Source organism: Paenibacillus amylolyticus (assembly GCF_051136285.1).
GTDB lineage: Bacteria > Bacillota > Bacilli > Paenibacillales > Paenibacillaceae > Paenibacillus > Paenibacillus amylolyticus_F.
On sequence record NZ_CP194938.1, the window covers coordinates 267,341 to 286,771 of the forward strand.

At 47.6% G+C, this 19,431-nt stretch carries 18 protein-coding genes; 14 read left to right on the top strand and 4 right to left on the bottom strand.

Annotation, left to right across the window (positions count from 1 at the left end; all coding sequences use genetic code 11):
* The first annotated feature begins 5 nt into the window (after positions 1 to 5).
* The 5 genes from glpX (at position 6) to ACR8BL_RS01220 (ending at position 5,703) form a co-directional block, all read left to right on the top strand.
* Positions 6 to 1,088, top strand: coding sequence for a class II fructose-bisphosphatase (gene glpX / locus ACR8BL_RS01200; RefSeq protein ID WP_434750918.1), 1,083 nt, complete (start codon positions 6 to 8; stop codon positions 1,086 to 1,088).
* A 208-nt stretch (positions 1,089 to 1,296) separates the two neighbouring features.
* Positions 1,297 to 2,358, top strand: a complete 1,062-nt coding sequence (locus ACR8BL_RS01205) for a LacI family DNA-binding transcriptional regulator (protein WP_434750919.1) — start codon at positions 1,297 to 1,299, stop codon at positions 2,356 to 2,358.
* 148 nt (positions 2,359 to 2,506) lie between these two features.
* A complete protein-coding gene (locus ACR8BL_RS01210) occupies positions 2,507 to 3,679 on the top strand; it encodes a Gfo/Idh/MocA family protein (RefSeq protein WP_434750920.1) in 1,173 nt (390 codons plus the stop codon).
* 72 nt (positions 3,680 to 3,751) lie between these two features.
* The gene (locus ACR8BL_RS01215; protein WP_434750921.1) at positions 3,752 to 4,477 is read left to right on the top strand and encodes a ThuA domain-containing protein; all 726 of its coding nucleotides are present in this window, start codon (positions 3,752 to 3,754) and stop codon (positions 4,475 to 4,477) included.
* Positions 4,478 to 4,596: 119 nt separating this feature from the next.
* Positions 4,597 to 5,703: a Gfo/Idh/MocA family protein gene (locus tag ACR8BL_RS01220; RefSeq protein WP_434750922.1), complete on the top strand. Its 1,107-nt coding sequence runs from the start codon at positions 4,597 to 4,599 to the stop codon at positions 5,701 to 5,703.
* A 151-nt stretch (positions 5,704 to 5,854) separates the two neighbouring features.
* Here ACR8BL_RS01220 and ACR8BL_RS01225 read toward each other — a convergent pair whose 3' ends face one another.
* Positions 5,855 to 6,673 carry a radical SAM protein gene (locus ACR8BL_RS01225; protein ID WP_434750923.1) on the bottom strand — a complete coding sequence of 273 codons (819 nt, stop codon included), beginning with the start codon at positions 6,671 to 6,673 and terminating at the stop codon, positions 5,855 to 5,857.
* Positions 6,670 to 7,254 (bottom strand): bifunctional transcriptional activator/DNA repair enzyme AdaA, encoded by a 585-nt coding sequence (locus tag ACR8BL_RS01230; RefSeq protein ID WP_434750924.1) that lies wholly within the window; start codon positions 7,252 to 7,254, stop codon positions 6,670 to 6,672. Before ACR8BL_RS01230 ends, ACR8BL_RS01225 begins: the two co-directional genes overlap by 4 nt.
* Positions 7,255 to 7,575: 321 nt before the next feature.
* Here ACR8BL_RS01230 and ACR8BL_RS01235 point away from each other — a divergent pair, with 321 nt between their 5' ends.
* Genes ACR8BL_RS01235 through ACR8BL_RS01245 form a run of 3 tightly spaced genes read left to right on the top strand, consistent with a single transcriptional unit; the run spans position 7,576 to position 10,262 of the window.
* Entirely contained in the window at positions 7,576 to 8,556 is a 981-nt protein-coding gene (locus tag ACR8BL_RS01235; RefSeq protein WP_434750925.1) for a Gfo/Idh/MocA family protein, read from the top strand.
* A 33-nt stretch (positions 8,557 to 8,589) separates the two neighbouring features.
* The gene (locus ACR8BL_RS01240) at positions 8,590 to 9,372 is read left to right on the top strand and encodes an SAM-dependent methyltransferase (protein WP_434750926.1); all 783 of its coding nucleotides are present in this window, start codon (positions 8,590 to 8,592) and stop codon (positions 9,370 to 9,372) included.
* Entirely contained in the window at positions 9,369 to 10,262 is an 894-nt protein-coding gene (locus ACR8BL_RS01245; RefSeq protein WP_434750927.1) for an NAD-dependent epimerase/dehydratase family protein, read from the top strand. The genes ACR8BL_RS01240 and ACR8BL_RS01245 overlap by 4 nt, the downstream gene beginning before the upstream one ends.
* A 151-nt stretch (positions 10,263 to 10,413) precedes the next feature.
* On the opposite strand, the gene ACR8BL_RS01250 is transcribed toward ACR8BL_RS01245, so the two are convergent.
* On the bottom strand, positions 10,414 to 11,427 hold the full coding sequence (locus tag ACR8BL_RS01250) for a LacI family DNA-binding transcriptional regulator (RefSeq protein ID WP_434750928.1): 1,014 nt from the start codon (positions 11,425 to 11,427) through the stop codon (positions 10,414 to 10,416).
* Positions 11,428 to 11,915: 488 nt separating this feature from the next.
* Between ACR8BL_RS01250 and ACR8BL_RS01255 the strand changes: the two genes are divergently transcribed.
* The 4 genes from ACR8BL_RS01255 to ACR8BL_RS01270 all read left to right on the top strand — a co-directional run bounded on the left by ACR8BL_RS01255 (position 11,916) and on the right by ACR8BL_RS01270 (position 16,454).
* The gene (locus ACR8BL_RS01255; RefSeq protein WP_434750929.1) at positions 11,916 to 13,706 is read left to right on the top strand and encodes an L-fucose isomerase; all 1,791 of its coding nucleotides are present in this window, start codon (positions 11,916 to 11,918) and stop codon (positions 13,704 to 13,706) included.
* Between the two features lie 24 nt (positions 13,707 to 13,730).
* The gene (locus ACR8BL_RS01260) at positions 13,731 to 15,230 is read left to right on the top strand and encodes a rhamnulokinase (RefSeq protein ID WP_434750930.1); all 1,500 of its coding nucleotides are present in this window, start codon (positions 13,731 to 13,733) and stop codon (positions 15,228 to 15,230) included.
* A 16-nt stretch (positions 15,231 to 15,246) separates the two neighbouring features.
* Complete coding sequence (locus tag ACR8BL_RS01265; RefSeq protein ID WP_434750931.1) at positions 15,247 to 15,909, top strand: class II aldolase/adducin family protein; 663 nt, start codon at positions 15,247 to 15,249, stop codon at positions 15,907 to 15,909.
* Between the two features lie 188 nt (positions 15,910 to 16,097).
* Entirely contained in the window at positions 16,098 to 16,454 is a 357-nt protein-coding gene (locus ACR8BL_RS01270; protein ID WP_434750932.1) for a hypothetical protein, read from the top strand.
* 152 nt (positions 16,455 to 16,606) lie between these two features.
* Here ACR8BL_RS01270 and ACR8BL_RS01275 read toward each other — a convergent pair whose 3' ends face one another.
* Positions 16,607 to 17,233, bottom strand: a complete 627-nt coding sequence (locus tag ACR8BL_RS01275) for an FMN-dependent NADH-azoreductase (RefSeq protein WP_434750933.1) — start codon at positions 17,231 to 17,233, stop codon at positions 16,607 to 16,609.
* A 308-nt stretch (positions 17,234 to 17,541) separates the two neighbouring features.
* Here ACR8BL_RS01275 and ACR8BL_RS01280 point away from each other — a divergent pair, with 308 nt between their 5' ends.
* Complete coding sequence (locus ACR8BL_RS01280; RefSeq protein ID WP_434752971.1) at positions 17,542 to 18,480, top strand: sugar-binding transcriptional regulator; 939 nt, start codon at positions 17,542 to 17,544, stop codon at positions 18,478 to 18,480.
* A gap of 295 nt (positions 18,481 to 18,775) precedes the next feature.
* The gene (deoC, locus tag ACR8BL_RS01285) at positions 18,776 to 19,423 is read left to right on the top strand and encodes a deoxyribose-phosphate aldolase (RefSeq protein WP_434752972.1); all 648 of its coding nucleotides are present in this window, start codon (positions 18,776 to 18,778) and stop codon (positions 19,421 to 19,423) included.
* Positions 19,424 to 19,431 lie beyond the last annotated feature (8 nt).

Genomic DNA, 19,431 nt, shown 5'->3' on the forward strand with positions numbered 1-19,431 from the left:
CAACCATGGAACGCGAACTGGCGTTGGAAATTGTGCGAGTAACAGAATTGGCGGCTTTAGCTTCTGCCCCTTGGATGGGAAGAGGCGACAAGAATAGTGCAGATGAAGCGGCTACTTTAGCCATGCGTGCCATGTTCGATTCCGTGTCCATTCGTGGCACGGTCGTGATTGGGGAAGGTGAGATGGATGAAGCCCCAATGTTGTACATCGGTGAAGAAGTAGGAAATGCAGAAGGGCCGGAGGTTGATGTCGCTGTTGATCCTCTGGAAGGCACAGAGATCGTAGCCAAAGGGTTGAACAATGCGCTGTCGGTCATTGCGGTTGCGGGAAAAGGTAATCTGCTCCACGCTCCGGACATGTATATGGAGAAGCTGGCTGTTGGTCCTGCGCTGGTGGGGAAGGTCAGCATTGAAGATCCCGTTGAGGTGACCTTGGAGAAGGCTGCAGCTGCTCTGAACAAAAACATCTCCGATCTCACCGTGATGATTCTGGATCGTGTGCGGCATGAGAGTACGATTAAGACGCTGCGGAAAGTTGGCGTGCGGATCAAGTTCCTTAGTGACGGCGATGTTGCCGGGGCAATGGCTCCAGCCTTTCCGGAAGCGGGAATTGATCTGTATGTTGGTTCAGGCGGAGCGCCTGAAGGTGTACTGGCTGCTGCAGCCTTATCTTGCCTGGGAGGCGAGATTCAAGGCCGCTTGATGCCTGCCAATGCAGACGAATTCCAACGCTGCTTGCAGATGGGAATTGATAACCCTTACAAGGTGTTAACGATGGAAGACATGATCGGAACCGAGGATGTTATTTTTGCCGCAACGGGAGTAACGCCGGGTGAGATTCTTGGCGGAGTACGTTATCTCGCAGATGACCGAGCGGAGACGGATTCGATTGTCATGCGTGCCAAAACCAAAACGATTCGTTTTATTCGTTCCCAGCATTTCCTGCCAAACAAGGAGGTATTGCATAAGGTTCGTAAACTTCAGGCGTCCTCCGAGCCATCGAATCGTATTCGAAAACTGACTAAAGCGATGGAACAGGCGGAATTCAACCAGTCTACCAAGGAAGCAACCGTAATAACGAATGGATAAGAGATGTTCTTCTTATTAATAGAAGTGACTATATACTACGTCATTGACAAATCAGAATGAGGAAAAGGGTTAATCCCGAATTCCTCATTCTTTTTGTTGTTTTAGCATTGACAACGGTTACATGGCATGAGAAAATGTACGCGCGTACATAAATGAATATTTTAGATGGTTTTTAACTTGCGCATTTCATCTGAAGGAGGTGAAAGACATGGCTTCTCGCAGAGAAGTCGCTGAGCTCGCCGGGGTTTCCGAAGCGACGGTATCCAGGGTTTTGAATGGCGTTGGACCGATCAGGGAAGAGACTCGCCGCAGGGTGCTTGAAGCATCCGAGAGGTTAGGTTACGTGCCCAGTGCACTTGCCCGCAGCTTTGCCAGAAGCAAGAGCGGCAATTTGGGCGTTGTATTGCCTTATGTTCCGAAGGCACATCTGTTCTCGGCCTATTTTTTCTCGGAAATGTTAAGTGGTATAGGAAGCAAAGCGAGAGACAACGGCCTAGATCTGCTGGTCATGTTCCAAACCGCAGGTGAGACCATGAATTATACGGATCTTTTTCGCAGACAGAAGATTGATGCCTGTATCATTCTTGGTGCAAGACATGATCAGGATGAGCTGGCAGCCATGCAGCAACTAGATCGGGAAGGCCATCCGTTCTGTGTGTTGAACCAGCATTTTGCAGGCGAATCGTTTACGGAAGTCGATGCTGATCATGTCGAGGGAAGCCGGCTTGCTATAAGCCATCTTGCAGATCAGGGGTATCGCAGAATCGCCTTTTTGAATGGGCCAGACAGCTATTCGAACAGTCAGGATCGGTTGAAGGGCGTGCGATTGGGTCTGCACGAGGCGGGCATGGAGCTGGATCCCGGCTTGCTGTTGGAAGGGAATTACAGCAGGCGGAGCGGTATTGCGGCGGCAGCCATTGTAGCTGAGCGTTTGCATGAGATTGATGCAGTGTTTGCAGCGAATGACCGGATGGCGATTGGCGTGATGCATGGCTTGCGGGAACGAGGGGTACGGACCCAGGATTTTCCGGCGTTCGTTGGTTATGATGACTCCGATGCGGCCGAGATGGCGGTTCCGGCGCTGAGCAGCATCAGGGTTCCTTTTTTTGAGATGGGAGAGCTTGCTGTATCCAAACTGATGCATGGTTCCAACAAAGCAACGGATGCCCTGGAAGTAAAAGAATATCATTCTAATGTTACTTATGACTCTCCAAGAACGCTGTTGCCCACTGAGTTGATTATTCGTGCTTCTTCCAGCCGACCTATTTGAGCTTAGCACACTTTGAAACGTCTGGAATTTTACTTCTATTCGGTATTACATCGTTTAAGCCGATGTTCAATCGTTATGTAAAATAATGCGGGTCGGTTATCTACATTCTATAAAATGTTTCTACATTCTATCCAAGGAGGAAATGAACATGTCAAAACGTCTTCGCGTAGGAATGGTTGGATACAAATTTATGGGGAAGGCCCATAGCAATGCCTATCGCAGTCTGCCGATGTTTTTCCCATCTGCTCCGCTACAGCCTGAAATGTCGGTCATTTGCGGTCGGAATGAACAGGGAGTTCAGGCAGCAGCCGACCAGTTTGGATGGTCGGAGAGTGTCACGGATTGGCGTGAGCTGGTCAAACGGGATGACATCGATCTCATTGACATTAATGCTCCAAGTGATGCTCATAAGGAAATTGCGCTGGAGGCAGCTCGTCAAGGCAAGCACTTGTTCTGTGAAAAGCCCCTCGCGCTTTCGTTGGCTGATTCCCGCGAGATGCTTCAGGCTGCAGAAGATGCCGGCATAACTCATATGGTTGGTTTCAACTATCGTTTCTCTCCAGCAGTACAACTGGCAAAGGATCTGATCGAAAGCGGACGTTTGGGCAAAATCTATCATTTCCGTGCGTTTTTCCTCCAAGACTGGATTCTGGACCCGAACTTCCCGCTCGTATGGCGTCTGCAAAAAGATGTCGCAGGTTCCGGTTCACATGGTGACCTCGGTGCACATTTAATTGACCTCGCACGTTTCCTCGTTGGTGAGTTCCAGGAGGTCATAGGTATGAGTGAAACGTTCATCAAAGAACGTCCGCTCGCTTCCGAGATGACAGGTCTTAGTGCCAAAGGAAGTTCAAGTGCAGATGCACCTAAAGGTGAGGTAACCGTGGATGACGCCACGCTGTTCCTGGCGAGATTTGCAGGGGGGGCGCTTGGCAGTTTTGAAGCGACACGATTTGCAGCCGGACATCGAAGCACGAATTCTTTTGAGATTAACGGCAGCTTGGGCAGTGTGCGTTTTGATTTTGAGCGGATGAACGAACTGGAAGTTTATTTTACGAAGGATGACGAGGATGTACAGGGCTTCCGCCGCGTACTCGCTACCGATCCTGCGCATAAATATGCCGAGGCTTGGTGGCCTGCGGGACATACGATTGGTTTTGAACACACGTTTACACATGAAATGTTGGAACTTGTAACCGCTATTTCGGAGGGCCGTCAGCCGTCTCCAAACTTCCATGATGGAGTTGCGTGTCAGGCTGTATTGGAAGCGGTAGAGCGTTCGGTAACGGAGCGCCGCTGGGTAACCCTTGAGGAAATGTAACGATGTAATGTAACGATGTAATAACGAGATACGGAAATCAAAATCGAATGAATCGAAAGCGAGGATCTAGCGATGAAAAAAGCACTGATTGTATGGGGCGGCTGGGATGGACATGAGCCAGAACAAGTCGCAGCCATTTTTGAACGTATTTTAAAGGAAGAACAGTTCGAAGTTGAAGTCTCCGATACCTTGGAGTCGTATGCAGACGCTGAGAAGCTTCTTGGCCTGGATCTGATCGTGCCCCTATGGACGATGGGGCAGATTGAGCAGGAACTGGTGAATAACGTTTCAGCGGCTGTACAGAGCGGTGTAGGCCTTGCAGGTCTGCATGGCGGCATGTGTGACGCGTTCCGTAACAACGTTGACTGGCAGTTTATGACGGGCGGACAATGGGTGGCTCATCCAGGCAACGATGGCGTGGAATACATGGTGAACATGAAGCGTGGCTCTAGTCCGCTTTTTGAACATATTGAAGATTTTCAGGTAAAAAGTGAGCAGTACTACTTGCACGTTGACCCGGCTGTAGAGGTGCTGGCAACTACTCGTTTCCCTATTGTATCGGGTCCTCATGCTGCGAATGGGCCTGTTGATATGCCTGTAGCGTGGACAAAGCGCTGGGGTGCAGGACGTGTATTTTACAATTCACTCGGACACCATGCAGACATCGTAGATATGAAACCTGTAACCGAAATGATGCGTAGTGGTTTTCTCTGGACAGCCGCGGGCAAAGAACTGGCGAAGAGCCGGACAACGGATGCAACCGAGGTGTACACAGGGATGGCAGACAACCAAACCTAATGTTTTACCGTTACAGTTAATTATCCTGGTCAATTTGTACATTTGTGATTTCGCACTTATATGACATCCATAAGAGAACTTTAAACATATATCAGATCCACGGCGAAGGGAGCAAGGGCATGAAAAAAATGAAAGTAGGTATTATCGGCTGTGGTAAAATCAGCGGCATCTACATGGAGAACTGTCACCGTTTCGAGGTGCTTGAGCTGGTTGCGGTCGCCGACCTGGATCGGAATCGGGCAGAGGAGCAGGCTGCAGCCTACAACGTTCCTAACGTATATACTGTGGACGAAATGTTTGCGAGTCCCGAGATTGAACTGATCATCAATCTGACGATTCCTGCCGTTCATGCAGACGTATGCATACGTGCGCTGGAATCAGGCAAACACGTCTATGTCGAGAAACCGCTCGCGGTTACCCGTGAAGAAGGGCAGGCTGTACTAGAAACAGCGAAACGTCAGGGTCTGCTGGTCGGCTGCGCACCTGAAACCTTCTTTGGTTCAGGTATTCAGACGGCACTGCAACTCGTAGAGGATGGTATTATCGGCAAGCCGGTAGCGGCAACAGCCTTCATGATGAGTCGGGGACATGAGTTCTGGCATCCTGATCCGGAGTTCTATTATGCAAGTGGTGGCGGACCGATGTTTGATATGGGGCCTTATTATCTGACTGCACTTGTACAATTACTGGGGCCGATTAAGTCGATTGCAGGAATGACAGGCAAGGCGATGACTGAACGAACGATTACGAGTGAGAAAAAGAGAGGCCAGATCATTCCCGTTGACATTCCAACACATGTCACCGGTCTGCTGCAATTTGAACAGGGAGCCATCGGTACGCTGATTACAAGCTTTGATGTATTTGGTGGAAGTGCGCTGCCACCAATCGAAATTTACGGGACTCATGGCACACTGCAAGTCCCTGACCCGAACACCTTTGGTGGTCCGGTACGTTATCGTTTGATAGGTGAACACGAATGGACGGAAGCTCCGCTGCTTCCGGGCTATCAGGAAAACACACGTGGCATCGGCGTGGCGGATATGGCCTATGCGGTTCACAGTGGGCGCACACATCGTGCCAGCGGCGAACTGGCTTATCACGTACTCGAAGCGATGTGGGCGTTCCATGACTCATCGGATGAACAGACTTTCTACAAGATGAAGAGTACATGTCAGCGTCCTGCTGCACTACCGGTTAATTTGCCGCTATATACACTGGATCAGTAAGGGCAACGGTTGGTAGTAGCCTATTAACATAATGAAAGCCTCTGTCTCAGAAATAGGGACAGAGGCTGTTTTGTATGCGAAGGGTCTTGTATACCAAGTGTACTTAGGGTTCAGTTAACTGTTCAGGACATCCAGTGACATGTATATCTAATCAAGGCTCAAATCCAGTCTGGCTAATATAGATTTCATGTTCTGCAAAACAGGCCTTCATACGTTCAACAACTGTTTGGTAGGCATCGGGTTGATACCAGTGCTGCATTCCGATCTCTTGATAAAGATTCTCCATCCCAAGTCTTCGGGTTCGTTTGCCTTCGCTACCGTCACCCATAAAATAATCATCAATGCATACGCGTTGAACGAGCGGCCGGAGCGTAGAGGCAAACTGTTCACTACTCGGCAGAACGGGGGCTATGGCAACCTGTGTAGGAATACCAGCATCTCTAAGTTGTTTAAGTGCATGGAGGCGGCCTGCAATGGGCGGCGCAGAGGGGGTAAAGTGTTTGCGTATATCATCTTGATCCGTCTCAACCGTCATGCTCACCCGCACACGTTCACCAAGCTGATGCAGAACATCGATATCACGAGTTACAAGAGGGCTACGCGTCTGCACCAATACAAAATCCGGCGGATACAGTAGCATCGTTTCCAGCAATGAACGTGTAATTTGTTCCCGAGCTTCGACGGGTTGATACGGGTCGGTGCTGGACGACATGAAGATGGTTACTTTGCCTTTCTTACGGGCACGCTGCAATTCTTTGGCGAGGATGCCGGAGGCTTCTTTTTTTACATCAACCCAGCTTCCCCAGTCTCCCTTGCGAAATAAGGAAACAGGCATCTGCCTGACGTAACAGTATGAACATGCAAAAGTACAGCCAGTGTACGGGTTTAAGGTGTGGGTGTAACCATTTAAGAAGCCAGTACCTTTATTTAATAACGTTTTGGGGAGTTTGTAGGTCAGTTGCGTCTTCATGGGCTGTCATGCCTTTCCCTATAATGTGAAGGAGTAACTCCCGTGTGCTTTCGAAAAACGGAAATGAAATATGCCGGATTAGAGATACCGACTTGGCGTGCGATCTCGGTGACGGTTAGATGTGTATGTTGAAGCAGGTTTTGTGCTTCGTTTATCCGCCTGGTCTGAATGTATTGCACGGGAGTCTGACCTGTTATGCGTTTGAACACCCGATGCAGGTGGTATGGACTCCCGTGGCTTGCAGCAGCAAGTACATCCAGCGTGAGCAGTTCTGCGTAATGTTTATTAATATACTCCGTCACCCCGTGAATCCACTCCTGGTCTGGTACTCGTTCTCCCGTAGGTTTACAGCGCTTGCATGGTCGGAACTTGTGAGCCAGCGCTTGCTCTGTATTTTGAAAAATCAGGACATTATCGGAGTTGGGTGCTCTCGATTTACACGAGGGGCGACAGAAGATACCGGTTGTCTGTACCGCGTAGAAAAACGTACCATCGTATGTGTGGTCATTTTGGATTATTGCATCCCAGTACTCCTCAGGAATCCATGGGGGTAGAGTATCATTTCGCTGCGTATGTTTCATAGGTTCACCTCTGTTATAATTATACCCTGCATAAGGAGTAAATCACGGCATTTCGGATTAAAATCGCAAGATATCAATATTGAAACATATAAGTTGAACTAATGATAAGTTCCACTTATATAGTAGAGAATACATGGTATTGAATCTCTATAAGCAATGTGAGATTAGCGCTTCCTTCATTCCTGCTGAGATATGCGCTACAATGTAGAGGATAGGTTATGAAACCGACAGTGTACTAAAGAAACAGAGATCCTATGATTTTAAGTAAATAACATATAACAGATATCTGATATCAGTCATAGACGAAAGAGGTAGATAGACATGGTTCGATTCGGTGTAGTAGGTACCAACTGGATTACAGAAAGACTGCTGGAATCTGCTGTTCAAGTAGAGGGTTTTCAGCTTACGGCGGTATTTTCGCGTACAGAAGATAAGGCTAATGCATTTGCAGACCGGTATGATGCCGCCTATCGTTTTACGAATCTGGAGGAGATGGCGGCCAGTGACACGTTAGATGCAGTGTATATTGCAACGCCAAATACGCTGCATGCGCAGCAGGCGGAGCTATTCCTGAGAAATGGCAAGCATGTATTGTGTGAGAAACCTTTGGCGGCTAATGCCGCAGAAGTACACAGCATGATTGAGACAGCGCGGAAGCATAATGTTCTGCTGATGGAAGCGATGAAGTCCACTCTTGTTCCGGTTTTTAAAAGTATAGAGCAGCATCTGTCCAAAATCGGCCCTGTTCGTAAGTACATAGCGGGTTATTCGCAATATTCCTCGCGTTACGATAAGTATAAGGAAGGCATCGTGCTGAACGCATTCAAGCCAGAGTTGGCAAACGGGGCATTGATGGATCTAGGTGTGTACTGTTTATATCCACTCATCACATTATTTGGGGCACCAAAGCAGGTTCAATCCCAAGCCATGATGCTGGACTCCGGTGTGGACGGGCAAGGCAGTGTGCTGTTGAATTATGAGGGAATGGATGCTGTCGTAACGTACTCCAAAATTGCCAATTCACATGTACCTAGTGAAATAATGGGAGAGCGCGGCAGTGTCATCATCGACAAGATCGGTTCGCCTGAACATGCAGAGATTCGGTACAATGATGGGACGGTAGAGGTTTTAACGGTGGAGCAGCAACATCCAGCGATGTATTATGAAGTTGAGGAGTTCATAAATCTGGTACAACAAGGGAAAAAAGAATCCGATATGAACACGTATGAACGCTCTTATCAAACGATGAAGGTGATGGATCAGATCAGACAGCAGATTGGTCTTGTTTTCCCCAACGATTAAACGAAACAGTTTACCAGGAAGGAAGCGAAATAGATGAGCCGAGAAGAGCAGAGGATCGCGAACGATCAGAAGAGCAGAGAAGAAGTGAAACATGCAGAAGAGAACGGCTTGGAGCTGTCACAGATTGTTTTTATCGGAAGAACTTTTGAGGAATATATGAACATGTTCCATCTGACTACGGATGAACTTGAAGGCCGTACAATCCTGGATTGTCCCGGAGGTGCGTGTTCGTTTAGCAGTCAGGCTCGAAAGCATGGGGCTTATCCGGTTGCAGGAGATATCGTTTATCAGTATGGCATCCAAGAGCTTGAGACCAAGGGATTGCAGGACATTGAACATACGATGAAACAAATGCAGGCAGTTCAAGGAAAGTATGTCTGGGATCAGTTTGGATCGATTCTAGGGTTGAAGGAAGAACGATTGCGTGCGGTTACGGATTGTGTAGCTGATATGAGATCTCATCCTGAATGTTATGTGCACACCGTATTACCTCAATTACCTTTTAACGATGAGCAGTTTGATCTGACCTTATCCGCACATTTTCTATTCACTTATGCAGATCGGTTAAGTTTTGATTTTCATATTCAGACCTTACTGGAACTGTTGCGTGTGACAAGGCAGGAGATTCGTATTTTTCCAACAGTAGATCTGTCGGGCAAGCGTTATGAGTTTATGGATGAACTGAAGGCGTCTTTAGAGAAAAGGGGCTGTGTGGTCTCTGAGATTAAAACGTCATATGAATTCCAGCGTAATGCCCATACGATGCTTCGTATTGTGAAGCCGTCATTATCATTGTATTGGAGGGAAATTAGATGAAAAAAGTGCTTATCCTTGGAGGTACCCGTTTCTTCGGTAAACGTCTGGTGGATCATTTGTTATGGGAAGGCAAATCAGAGATCACGGTGGCTACACGCGGGCAGACGGAAGTCGATTTTGGAGCGGAAGTGAAGCGAATTCGGATGGATCGGGAAGACCCACAGTCGTTAGCAGAAGCCGCACAGTCGGATCAATGGGATGTTGTATATGATAATATCTGTTACTCCCCGAATGAGGCGAAAGTTGCGTGTGAAGCATTTGCCGGACGTACCAATAGGTATGTGTTCACTTCTACGCTTTCGGTGTACGGGGAACCGAGACCGGGGTTTGTGGAGACGGATTTTGATCCGTATACTTATCCGCTGCAGTACGGCAACAAGGAAGACTTTACTTACGGTGAAGGTAAAAGGCTTGCAGAAGCTGTATTTTTTCAAACGGCATCCTTCCCGGTAACAGCGATGCGCATACCGATTGTACTCGGCATGGATGATTACACCAGAAGGCTTCATTTTCATATTAAACATGTGCAGCAGGGAAAACCGATCGGGATGCCAAATCCCGAAGCGGAGATTGGATTTATACATTCGACGGAAGCTGCTAGATTCCTTGCCTGGCTTGGAAATGTATCCTTGACTGGCCCAGTCAATGCCGCGTCGAAGGGTTCGGTTACACTCATAGAAATGATGCATTTGATCGAAACGGTGACAGGAATGCAGACTCAGATTATGAAGCAAACCGCGGACGAAGACATGTCGCCTTTCGGCGTGGAGCAGTCCTGGACAATGGACACAACTAAAGCAGAGCAGGCCGGGTATACATTTGAATCCCTTATGGACTGGCTGCCAGGTCTTGTGCGTGAGATTGCACTCGCGTTGCAGTCAGAACGATAAACTGTCAGGAGAAAGTTCCTATCCGGCATAAGTGAGCTAATAAGGCTCAACAGTAGATGAGTCACAGACATAAATTCATTATCAAAAAAATAGGACGAACCAGAGATATAATCTCAGGGACGTCCTATTTGTGGTGTGTATTTTTCGAATATCAGTTAATAGACAGTACTGAAGCAGAAGCACGTACTCGCAGCTCGGAAGGTAAAATGATCGTTTCAGCATCGGAAGTCAGTTTCCCTTCAATCCGGTCAATCAGCATCTGCATCCCCTGATATCCGAATTCGTATGCAGGCTGTGCAATGACGGTCAGGAAAGGATCGAAGGCAGAAGCCAGATCAAGGTCATCGAAACAAACAACAGAGATGTCCTCGGGTACTCTAAGTCCTCGCTTGCGTAACAGGCGGATAACTCCGATCGCCAGCATATTATTTGCCGCAAAAATAGCGGTAGGCTGCTGAGGTCGAGAGAGCAAGCGTTCCAACCCCTCATCATCACTGAAATCCCGATAGCTGGTACGGAGCACCAGCGAGGGATCAGGAGCAATCCCGGCTTCCCGAAGTCCTTCAATGTAGCCCTTTTCTCGCAGCCTGGCAGTCGAAACTTCTGAAGATCCGTTGACCAGCGCAATATGCTCGTGTCCAAGCTTTATGAGGTAACGCATGAGTTCTATAGCACCTTCACGGCTGTCTCCGGCAATAACATCTGAAGTGATGCCAGGCACAGTACGATCCAAAAACACAAACGGAATGTTTCGTGCTTGTAGTTGCTGTAGATGGTTGAAAGAACGGTCACCTGCAGGTGCAAAGAGAACACCATCTACCCGTGTCGACAGAATGGCTTCGACGTACTCTTTTTCTTTTCGATAATCCTCGTCACTGTTGCCAAATAAAACACGGTAACCCCGCAGATGTGCTGCGTCTTCAGCCCCGCGGGCAAGCGTTGTATAGAAAGGATTGGTGATGTCCGTAATAAGCAGAGATAACATCTGTGTCCGCTGCAATACCAGACTTCGTGCATTGGAATTCGGAATGTATCCCAGTTCATCAATGACTTGCTGCACACGTTCGCGTGTAGCGGTGCTGATGCGGCCTGTCCGATTAATGACTTTGGAGACCGTCATGGCGGAGACATTCGCTTGTTTGGCGATATCATAAATTGTAATCAAATGGAATCGAACCTTTCCGCAACATAGTCTTTTCATTCTATAGGATAATGACGATTGACAGCAAGGTAGGCACATGCTATGTTAGGGTTACCGGTAACCCTTTGCCCTATTTTAACAGTAAAACCAATCTTTCAATTGGTAAACACAAGTGCAGATTAGTTAAAAGTTCTATTGATTATCCTTGTAAAATATCTCGATAAGATCGTTTATACACTTAACCCTACAGCCGTTCTCGTTATTTTTCATAATGGTTCATTGTCCGCAAGGTGCAGTGAATGACATTTGATGATGATTAATGAGAGTGGTTTATTTTTTAGAGGAATGTAAACGCATTCAAAGTATTCAATCTTTCAAAAGTGTGGTTATCGGCAAATGTTCATCCGCTAGTCTGATTTGATTTCTTTTTCTTTTGTCGCTTATCGTTCAGTCAGAATATTCTCAATTCCATATGCATGTGTTGAAATGCACTAAAAGGAGGATTTTCTCGTATGACTCATCAGGATTATCGTTATGATCAGGCTTTCCCCAAGATTGGTATTCGTCCCACAATAGACGGCAGACGCAAAGGTGTGCGTGAGTCATTGGAAGAACAAACGATGCGTATGGCAACGTCGGTAGCTGAGTTGATCTCATCCGAACTTCGTTATGCCGATGGTTCGCCCGTCGAATGCGTAGTTGCCGAGACCTGTATCGGTGGCGTTGCCGAAGCAGCAGCCGCTGCGGCGTTGTTCAGCAGGTCCAATGTGGGTGTTACGATTACGGTAACGCCTTGCTGGTGTTATGGTACGGAAACGATGGATATGTCACCGTCTATTCCAACGGCCATCTGGGGTTTTAACGGCACGGAACGGCCAGGAGCCGTATATCTGGCGGCGGTGCTTTCTGCACATGCCCAGAAGGGCATCCCTGCGTTCGGCATCTATGGTGAAGATGTTCAGGACGGCGGTGACACGACCATTCCAGAGGATGTGCGTGAGAAATTGCTTCGATTCAGCCGTGCTGGACTTGCCGCAGCCACGATGAAGGGGCAGGCGTATTTATCCATTGGCTCCGTATCGATGGGCATTGCAGGTTCCATCGTGAATGATTCTTTTTTTCAGGAATATCTGGGCATGCGAAACGAATATGTGGATATGAGCGAATTGACACGGCGCATCGAAGAAGAAATCTATGACCCTGAAGAATACAAGCTGGCTCTGGCGTGGGTGAAGGAGAATTGCAGTGAAGGTCCGGATAACAACCCGGAGCATCTTCAGTCTGATCGAAAACGTAAAGAGGATGAGTGGGAGACCGTTGTTAAAATGACCCAAATCGTACGGGATCTGATGGCTGGTAATCCGAAGCTTGCTGCACTTGGATATGAAGAAGAGGCCATGGGACATCATGCCATTGTATCTGGTTTCCAAGGCCAGCGGCAATGGACGGATCATGCACCTAATGGAGATTTTTTGGAGTCCATACTGAACTCCACGTTCGACTGGAACGGCAAGCGCGCACCCTATCTAGTGGCTACCGAGAATGACAGTCTAAACGGAGTATCCATGTTGTTTGGGTCACTACTTACACATACGGCTCAGATTTTTGCGGACGTACGCACGTATTGGAGCCCTGATTCAGTGAAACGGGTGACTGGACATCAACTGGAGGGGCACGCTGCAGCGGGCATTTTACATTTGATCAATTCCGGTTCTGCTGCCCTCGACGGAACAGGGGAGCAATCGAGAGATGGCAAGCCGGTTCTCAAACCTTTTTGGGAGATTACAGACGAAGAAGTGCAGCATTGTCTGAAAGCAACCTCATGGAGACCGGCTTCCGTTGAATATTTCCGCGGAGGAGGCTACTCGGCTGACTTTCTGACCAAGGGCGGTATGCCGGTGACGATGACCCGTTTGAATTTGGTTAAGGGATTGGGACCCGTGCTACAGATAGCTCAAGGTTACACAGTGGATCTGCCAGAGGATGTTCATGAAACGCTGGATCAGCGAACCGACCCAACATGGCCTTCAACCTGGTTTGCTCCAATTCTCACGGGTTCAGGAGCGTTCACCTCGGTGTATGAGGTGATGAATCATTGGGGGGCGAACCATGGTTCAATCTCGTATGGACACATCGGTGCTGATTTGATTACGTTGGCATCGATGTTGCGTATCCCCGTTAATATGCACAACGTGTCTGAAGCAGATATCTTCCGTCCGCGGGCATGGGGATTGTTTGGCACAAGTGAGCCGGAGAGTGCCGATTATCGCGCTTGTAGCGTATTTGGACCATTGTATCGTTAGACGCTGAGCATAGGGGGAGTTCATATGGGCAATCAGGCGGCATATGTGCTGGCTGCCGATTTCGGTGCTGGTAGTGGTCGGGTAGTACGGGGCGCTCTGGACGGACGCCGACTGACGCTGGAAGAGGTTCATCGCTTTCCTAATAACCCTGTTCAGCTTCGGGATGAAATGTACTGGGATTTCCTTCGTCTATTTCATGAGCTCAAACAAGGGATACTCAAAGGCACCGAAGGTATAACGACACAGGTACAATCCATTGCTGTAGATACTTGGGGCGTTGATTACGGTCTAATTGATGGTGAGGGAAGATTACGCAGGAACCCGCGTCATTATCGGGATGCACGTCATGCAAAATCGATGAACGATGTGCTGGCGATGGTCAGTGAACAAGAGCTGTATTCGATGTCGGGTGTATTGCCTCAACAGATTAATACGATATTTCAGTTGTTCGGTCACCTTAAGGACAGTACAGCAGATGCTGATGCAGATACGCGTTTGTTATTCATGCCGGATCTGTTCCACTATTATTTGTCTGGTGAGCAAGCGTGCGAGTACACGATAGCAAGTACAAGTGGTTTACTTCATAGCGGGGAATCAAGATGGAATGAATCGTTAATAACACGTCTGGGGTTACCTGCATCGTTATTTCCAAGGTTAGTTCAGCCAGGGACTTTACTTGGTCATTTAACAGATGATCTGGTTCGAGAACTTCGCACCGGCCCCATGCAAGTCGTTTCCGTGGGGTCACATGATACGGCTTCAGCACTGGCGGCGATCCCCGCGACTGAACCGGACTTCGCTTTTATCAGCTGCGGTACATGGTCCCTTATGGGGATTGAACGAGAAACTCCTATATTGAGTGATCTTAGTCGTAATCTTGGTTTTACGAATGAAGGAGCCGTGGACGGTAAAGTGCGGACGTTGAAAAACCGATCAGGCCTGTGGTTGCTCCAGGAGTGCAAACGCCAGTGGGAACGGGAAAATCGCTTCTACTCCCATGAAGAGTTGATCCAGCTTGCTATATCAGCACGTGCGCATCAATCTGTGGTCTCGCCGGGAGATGGTGTTTTTATGAGCCCAGGAGATATGCCCGAACGAATTCGGCTGTATTGCAAGCAAACTGGCCAGGCTGTCCCTGAAACCGCTGGAGCCATCGTTCGCTGTATATTGGAAAGTCTGGCACTGGAGTTCCGGCAGACACTGGATGAACTTGAACACATTACAGGCACAAGGCCTCCTGTCATTCATATGGTAGGCGGTGGTGTGCACAATCGCATGCTCTGCCAGTTTACAGCAAACGCTGCAGGTGTTCCGGTGATCGCTGGACCCGTTGAGGCATCTTCGGCTGGCAATTGTCTGCTTCAGTACGTAGCTCTTGGAGAAGTAGGTGATTTGTCCGAAATTCGTGACATTGTATTGGCTTCTTTTGAACCGGAGATGTATACACCTCAAGAGTCAGATTGCTGGCAGGAAGCGTATGACAGGTACCAGCAAATCACCCGACTGAAACAACATCAGCAATAAAGGAGTGGGAGAAAACATGTCTGAACAACAGATTAGAGAGGAACTTACCAAATACGCCCGAAAGGCGGTAGCCCAAGGGCTTGTTGTTGGGCCAGGAGGTAACATCAGCGCGCGTTCTGGTAATACGATGCTTTTATCTCCAAGCGGATTTGCTTTGGAGGAACTGGAACCGGAAGAATGGATTGCCATTGATATTAAGACAGGAGAGACGCAAGCAGGTGCCACACGCCCTTCCTCTGAAGTGCTGATGCATCTGTTCAGTTATCGCGTGAACCCGGATATTCAGGCAATTGTGCATACACACCCGGCGTACACCATAGCCCTCAGTCTTGTTTTTGACCATCTTCCACATCTGTTTCCGGATCAGTCAGCACTGGTTGGAGATATCGGATTTGTGCCTTATGTGTTACCAACTACGAAGCTGCTCGCCGACGCAGTGGCTGCTAAGGTCAACGAACATTCTGCACTCATTCTTGTGAATCATGGACTGGTTACGACAGGTAAAAATCTGCGTGAGGCATATTACCGCACACAAGTGGTAGAGGAAAGTGCCAAGGTATATATGATCGCTAAGGCTGCGGGTGAACCTAAAATCCTGAGTTCCGAAGAATATAAAGAGATTCAGTCGCTTGAAAGCGAAGCCTATCGAGTTCAGTTATTGCAGCACCTTAAATCCTGATCTGGCACGGAGAGAAAGAGGCATAATCAAATCAATGCAGATACATGGGAGAACTTCAAGGATATGAGATTCGTCAAAATATGACATGAGTAAAGTAAATGTTACCCTTTTTCTCGACAACTATTGCATTACCCGAAATACCGAGTATAATACTGGGTAAATAGAAAGAAAAGGGGATGCAATAAACGATGAAAACATATGCTGAATTAAACTCTCTTCTTGTTGACGATTATCTGGATCTCCTGAACATTGCAAAACAACTTGGTGATGAGGAATGGAAAGACGCTATTCTACAAGCATTGAAAGAAGAAGTCGATGCCAACCATCACATGGATTCGACCGAAGTACGTGAGGATCTATGGCATCAGTTTGAAGATATTAATGAGCAGATGCACGAACTGTTGCTGCAATTGAAACAAGCCGATCACCCCGAGGAGAAAGAACAGATTATCGAGATGATCTGGGGACTGAAAATAGATCGTCATGCGATTACTCGCAAGCTTGAAACGATGAGTCGTGCCAGTGCCGGAACGCACAAGGGCTGAGATTAAACATTAAAACGTCAAACTTTTTCATACAGAAGAACCCGCATACGCCTTGGGAATGTATCTCAAGGGCTGTGATGCGGGTTTTATATTTTAAATATCATATGGGCTGATGAGCTGGTACCGGTTACGGTAGCAGACCTCGGCCTTGCCTAGAACTGTTTGGCGAAACGCTGTGCCTCTTCCATTCCTTTTTGTTTGATCTCCTCTGCACGATCCTTGTACTGATTATGTCCTTCGACAAAGATTCCATCCAGCTTAGGCACACCCAGGAATGACATGATGATACCCAAATAACGATGTCCGGATTCCATCTGAGCTGCGGGTCCTTCCGAGTAGACTCCGCCACGGGCTTGAATGTGCAATGCTTTTTTGTCCGTTAGAAGTCCTACCGGGCCTTGCTCTGTGTAACGAAATGTTTTGCCTGCTACACAGATTGAATCGATATATGCTTTGAGTACAGGCGGGAACGAGAAGTTCCAAAGCGGTGAGACGAATACATATTTATCAGCTTTGGCGAACTGATCGGACAGCTCGTTTAGACGCTGGACCTTGGACTGCTCCTCAGAGGTCAGGTCTCCTCCGGTTTGCAGTTTACCCCATCCACTGAATACATCTGCGTCGATATACGGAATATGGGAATGATACAGATCGAGATGAATGATTTCGTCTGAAGCATGACTTTCCTTGTACGCATCAATAAAAGCTTGGCCGGCAGCCATACTGAACGAGGTTTGGTGATCATGCGGGTGGGCCGTAATGTACAGTAGAGTAGACATATCAGGTGTCCTCACTTTCGAATGTAGGTTGGGGTCCAGTGACTGGAGTAGTATGATGTATAATGTCTGTTCTTATTCGTAAATGAAGGTGAGATACATGCGAGTTAGTGATCGTGAAGGCGAAGATGACTTGTATTCACATTTTGGCAAAATATAGTGATGGAATTCTTAATATATGTATAATATATAAGGACAAGTATTCTAGCGGAGCAAGCGATTTTCAATACAAGTGCAGCCAGCTGTGCACGAGAAGTTACATGTTTTATTTTCCAACCATATTAAGATGAGTGAGATGAATGCACATGGGAATGGACCTGGAGAAACAGCGATTAAGTATTGAAGCGGCAAAATTGTATTATCAGTCCGATTACAGCCAGCAAGATATTGCCTCAAGACTGGGCGTGTCACGTCCCACCGTATCCAGACTGCTTCAGTACGCCAAAGATCGAGGGTATGTGCGTATTGAGATTATGGATCCGCTGGAGGATATTGATATTATTGCTGGAGAGCTCAAAGCCAAATATAATCTGGAGACGGCCTTGGTATGTTTTGCACCTTTGAAGAGTGATGAGGAGATTCAGAAGCATATTAGCAAGAGAGCCGCGGACTATTTGCAGGAAACCGTGCAGGATGCGGACATTATTGGTGTGACATGGGGAACGACAATGTATGCGGTTGCACGTCAACTCAGACCGAAGCAGGTTAAGGGTGTTGAAGTGGTACAGCTAAAAGGGGGTGTAAGCCACTCCCATGTAAACACCTACGCGCCAGAGATTGTACATCTGTTTGCGGAGGCATTCCACACGGTTCCCAGGTATCTGCCGCTTCCGGTGATCTTCGATAATATTGAAGTGAAAAAAATGGTTGAGGCTGACCGTCATATCGGACGAATTGTTGAGCTGGGGAGACAGGCGAATATCGCCATGTTTACGGTAGGAACCGTGAAAGAGGATGCACTGCTTTTCAAGCTGGGCTATTTTAATGATCAGGAACAGCAACTTTTGATGCAGTCCGGGGCGGGTGACATTTGTTCACGGTTTTTCAACGCGGAAGGGCAACTGATCAGTGAGGAAATTAACAGCAGGACAGTTGGAATTGATCTGGCGGAACTGAGAAACAAGGAGAAATCGATTCTTGTCGCTGGTGGTGTACGCAAAATTGAAGCCATTCATGCGGCTCTGAAAGGCCAGTATGCGAACATATTGGTTACGGATCAGTTTACAGCGCAGGCTTTACTTCGTTTATAGGAAAGCGCATAGATGGGTTACACGTGTGGCTTATTAACCTTGTCTACCGCCCAATTTCATATTTAGTTCATCAATGACAACATCTGCCATGACATCCGGGCGGATGTTTTACTATGTAAGGCAGAAAATAAACGGAAGAAGTGGTTTTTCCTTTGATGTAACAGAAAGTTCATTATTGGATCAATAAATCACATATGAACATAAGTTCAAATTGATTTTTACATATGTTCATGGTAGTGTAAGGATATAAATTGATAAGGGAGAGATTCAATTGACTACATCACAATTAGCCAAAATGATCGACCACACGCTGCTTCGTGCAGACGCAACCCGTAATGAGATTACGAAACTGACCGAAGAAGCGAAGCAATACCAGTTTGCATCTGTATGTGTTAATCCGGGCTGGGTATCTTACTCTGCACAGCAGCTTCAGGGAACTGGCGTAAATATCTGCACAGTGATCGGTTTCCCTCTGGGATCGTCCACTTCCGAAACAAAAGTATTTGAAACGAAAGATGCCATTGCTAAAGGCGCAACTGAAGTCGATATGGTTATTAATATCAGCGCACTGAAAGATGGTCATGATGATATTGTAGAGCAAGACATTCGTGCGGTTGTTGAAGCTGCAGCAGGTACATTGGTAAAAGTAATTATTGAAGCCTGTCTGTTGACAGATGAAGAAAAGGTACGTGCTTGTCAAGCGGCTGTCAGAGCCGGAGCAGATTTTGTCAAAACATCGACAGGGTTCTCCACTGGCGGAGCAACACCAGAGGATATCGCCCTAATGCGCCGTACTGTGGGCCCTGATGTAGGTGTCAAAGCTTCTGGTGGCGTACGCAGCCTGGAAGATATGCAGAAGATGATTGAAGCAGGAGCTTCTCGAATCGGAGCAAGCTCTGGCGTGAAAATCATGCAAGGCGGCGAGTCTACTTCTTCCTACTAAAATAAATT

What these genes read in the sequence shown, in the direction of transcription:
- glpX (WP_434750918.1), top strand. Translation starts at nt 6, where the DNA reads ATGGAACGCGAACTGGCGTTGGAAATTGTGCGAGTAACAGAATTGGCG.
- ACR8BL_RS01205 (WP_434750919.1), top strand. Translation starts at nt 1,297, where the DNA reads ATGGCTTCTCGCAGAGAAGTCGCTGAGCTCGCCGGGGTTTCCGAAGCG.
- ACR8BL_RS01210 (WP_434750920.1), top strand. Translation starts at nt 2,507, where the DNA reads ATGTCAAAACGTCTTCGCGTAGGAATGGTTGGATACAAATTTATGGGG.
- ACR8BL_RS01215 (WP_434750921.1), top strand. Translation starts at nt 3,752, where the DNA reads ATGAAAAAAGCACTGATTGTATGGGGCGGCTGGGATGGACATGAGCCA.
- ACR8BL_RS01220 (WP_434750922.1), top strand. Translation starts at nt 4,597, where the DNA reads ATGAAAAAAATGAAAGTAGGTATTATCGGCTGTGGTAAAATCAGCGGC.
- ACR8BL_RS01225 (WP_434750923.1), bottom strand. Translation starts at nt 6,673, where the DNA reads ATGAAGACGCAACTGACCTACAAACTCCCCAAAACGTTATTAAATAAA.
- ACR8BL_RS01230 (WP_434750924.1), bottom strand. Translation starts at nt 7,254, where the DNA reads ATGAAACATACGCAGCGAAATGATACTCTACCCCCATGGATTCCTGAG.
- ACR8BL_RS01235 (WP_434750925.1), top strand. Translation starts at nt 7,576, where the DNA reads ATGGTTCGATTCGGTGTAGTAGGTACCAACTGGATTACAGAAAGACTG.
- ACR8BL_RS01240 (WP_434750926.1), top strand. Translation starts at nt 8,590, where the DNA reads ATGAGCCGAGAAGAGCAGAGGATCGCGAACGATCAGAAGAGCAGAGAA.
- ACR8BL_RS01245 (WP_434750927.1), top strand. Translation starts at nt 9,369, where the DNA reads ATGAAAAAAGTGCTTATCCTTGGAGGTACCCGTTTCTTCGGTAAACGT.
- ACR8BL_RS01255 (WP_434750929.1), top strand. Translation starts at nt 11,916, where the DNA reads ATGACTCATCAGGATTATCGTTATGATCAGGCTTTCCCCAAGATTGGT.
- ACR8BL_RS01260 (WP_434750930.1), top strand. Translation starts at nt 13,731, where the DNA reads ATGGGCAATCAGGCGGCATATGTGCTGGCTGCCGATTTCGGTGCTGGT.
- ACR8BL_RS01265 (WP_434750931.1), top strand. Translation starts at nt 15,247, where the DNA reads ATGTCTGAACAACAGATTAGAGAGGAACTTACCAAATACGCCCGAAAG.
- ACR8BL_RS01270 (WP_434750932.1), top strand. Translation starts at nt 16,098, where the DNA reads ATGAAAACATATGCTGAATTAAACTCTCTTCTTGTTGACGATTATCTG.
- ACR8BL_RS01275 (WP_434750933.1), bottom strand. Translation starts at nt 17,233, where the DNA reads ATGTCTACTCTACTGTACATTACGGCCCACCCGCATGATCACCAAACC.
- ACR8BL_RS01280 (WP_434752971.1), top strand. Translation starts at nt 17,542, where the DNA reads ATGGACCTGGAGAAACAGCGATTAAGTATTGAAGCGGCAAAATTGTAT.
- deoC (WP_434752972.1), top strand. Translation starts at nt 18,776, where the DNA reads ATGATCGACCACACGCTGCTTCGTGCAGACGCAACCCGTAATGAGATT.